2 protein-coding genes are annotated in these 2,538 nt (G+C 74.7%); one reads left to right on the top strand and one right to left on the bottom strand.

Annotated elements, in window-relative coordinates; translation table 11 throughout:
• Positions 1 to 576, bottom strand: a 576-nt coding sequence (locus MXD58_RS28825) for an AIR synthase related protein (protein ID WP_250611323.1), incomplete at its 3' end; no start/stop codon positions are given.
• 329 nt (positions 577 to 905) lie between these two features.
• Here MXD58_RS28825 and MXD58_RS28820 point away from each other — a divergent pair.
• A partial coding sequence (locus MXD58_RS28820; RefSeq protein ID WP_250611321.1) for an acetamidase/formamidase family protein occupies positions 906 to 2,538 on the top strand: 1,633 nt, incomplete at its 3' end.

Below are 2,538 nucleotides of genomic sequence, written 5' to 3'. Positions count from 1 at the left end.
GCGCAACCCCGCCCAGTGCGCCGGCCCGTCCTCGGCGCCTGCGACCAACAGGGCGAGGCCCGCCTCGGCGTTCCCGACGGAGCCGGCGAGCACCACCACGTCACCCGCCCGGGCGCCCGAGCGCAGCACCGGCGCCTGGCCCCGCAGGTCACCGAGGGCGGTCACGCCCAACATGATCGTGTCGGCGGAGCTCATGTCACCGCCCGCGATGCTCGCCCCGGCCCGGGCGCATTCGGCGGCCAGGCCGTCGGCGAGTGCCAGCGCCCAGTCCACCGCCAGCTCCCCTGGCGCCGCGAACCCTACGAACAGACCGGTGGGGTGGGCTCCCATCGCCGCGACGTCGGCGAGGTTCTGAGCGGCGGCCTTGTGTCCGATGTCCGTCCCGGACGACCAGTCCCGGCGGAAGTGCCGGCCCTCGATCAGCAGGTCCGTGGTGACGACCACCCGGCCGTCCGCGGCGGCCAGTACCGCCGCGTCGTCCCCGGGGCCGACGAGCACGTCGCGGCCCTGGGTGAAACGCGCGGTGATCGCTCTGATCAGCGCGAACTCACCAAGGTCCCGCAGCGTTGCCGTCATCGCCGACGGCCCGCTCCTCCCGCCGGGCCACCCCCGCAGGCGGTGGCCCGGAAGGGCCAGCCGGCAGCGGCCCGGGGCAGTCGACCGTCCGTGGACGGTGGGTTCACCGGCCCTGCGGTGCTCTGCCAACGGAATGCCCGTGATCGCAACACTGGCGTGACCTTTTCGTCATATCCCACGGAAAAACTGACGCGCGTGCACAACCAGCCCTGTCGATGCGTACGGCGCAGAGCCCGCGTCTGCGCCACCGTGGCCGTCCGGCCACGCGTCCAGGCCGCTCGTCACGGCGGTGGCCCGTCCGGCCGACGCCGGGCAGGGTAGGTCTGCGGGTGGCCCTGCAGCCCGGCCGCGGCAAGATCGAGGGAAGGCACTACCTGCCTTCCACGCCCGAGACAGTCACCTGGGGCGATCTGCCGAACGCCCTGACCAAGCCGGTCCTGAGCATCGACTCGGGTGCCACGGTCACCGTCGACACGGTCAGCCCGGAGGGAATCCTCGGTGACCAGGGACGCGACCCAGACGCGTTCCTCGCCGCGCTCGGCGTCTCGCATCCGGAGGTGCTGGCCGACGCCCGCGCGATCGCCACCTCCGGCCTGTCGCACCGGTTCGGGCTGGACGCCCCGCACATCGTCACCGGCCCGGTGCTCGTCCGCGGCGCCCAGCCCGGGGACATGCTGCGGGTCGACGTCGTCTCGTTGCATCCGCGGGCCCGGTACGGCATCGTCTCCACCCGGCACGGCGACGGTCTGTTCGCCGGGGAGTTCCCCGAGGGCGGCCCGCCCGAGCGGGGCGCCGACGCGCGCCACTGGCAGCGCTTTGGCACGCTCACCACCTTCTGCGCCGTCGAACGCCGCCGAGGCCGCCTCTTCGGGGTCCTGGCCAGCGCGAACGGTACTCGTGCCCGGTTCCCACTGGCGCCGTTCCTCGGTGTCATGGCGGTCGCGGTGGACAGTACCACCGAGGTTCTTCCGTCCACCTCGGTCGGTCTGCACGGGGGCGCGCTGGACTGCGGCGATCTCGGTCCCGGCGCCCGGCTTTACCTGCCGGTACAGGTCGTCGGGGCGCTGCTCGCCGTCGGGGATCCGCACTACGCGCTCGCCGACGGCAAGATCGGCGCGACAGCGCTGGAGGGCCCGTTGCGGGCCACCCTGCGCCTGACCGCGCTGCGGGACGCCGCCACCAGCGCCGCGCTCGGCGCGCTGCGGGAACCGTTCGTCGAGACGGACACCGCCTGGGTCACGATGGGTGTCGACGTGGAGCTGCCGGAGGCCATCCGCCGGGCGGCCCGCTCCGCGGTGCAGTTCCTGCACAGCAGGATGGGGCTCGAGCGGGCCGAGGCTCTCGCCTACCTGTCGGCGGCCGGCCATCTCGCCGTGGGCCACCTCGGCCCGGGGACGCAGACTGCGTTCTGCCGGATCCGCCGAGCCGACTTCGTCGAGCCGACCCCCGCCAAGTCCCGCCTGCCCAGGCCCGCTTTCGTCCGCCTCGTCGGCGCCAGCGACCCGACCGGCCCGGACCCAGACCGGGACGAGCCGGCGCAGGCCACGCCCGAGACCGATCCGGCCCTCCCGCGCCTGGACGACGCGGGCGCGCCCGACGACCGGCCATCACCCGACCCCACCGCATGTCCCGACCAGACGGCACACTCCGACGGCACGGCACCTCTCGACGGCACGGCACCTCTCGACGGCACGGCACCTCTCGACGTCGCCATGCCTCCCCACGGCCCCGGGCATCCGGACGCGCTCGGTGGGCCCGATGTCTCCACGCACCCGGACGGCGGGTCGCGGCCCGCGACGCCGCCGCGACACGGCACGCCCACCCGGCACGGATCCTCGGCCCGCCATGGCCTGTCCTCCCGTGACGGCAGGAGATCACGTGAGGGCAAGCCCACCCGTGCCGCCAGGTCCGCGCGCGACGGGGGGGCGCCCGGCGAGGCGGCGCCGGCGGAGCACCGGGTCC

It is taken from the genome of Frankia sp. AgKG'84/4, from assembly GCF_023242965.2.
Classification (GTDB): domain Bacteria; phylum Actinomycetota; class Actinomycetes; order Frankiales; family Frankiaceae; genus Frankia.
The sequence above is the reverse complement of the archived record's forward strand: the minus strand, read 5'-3'. Positions and strand labels throughout refer to the sequence as shown.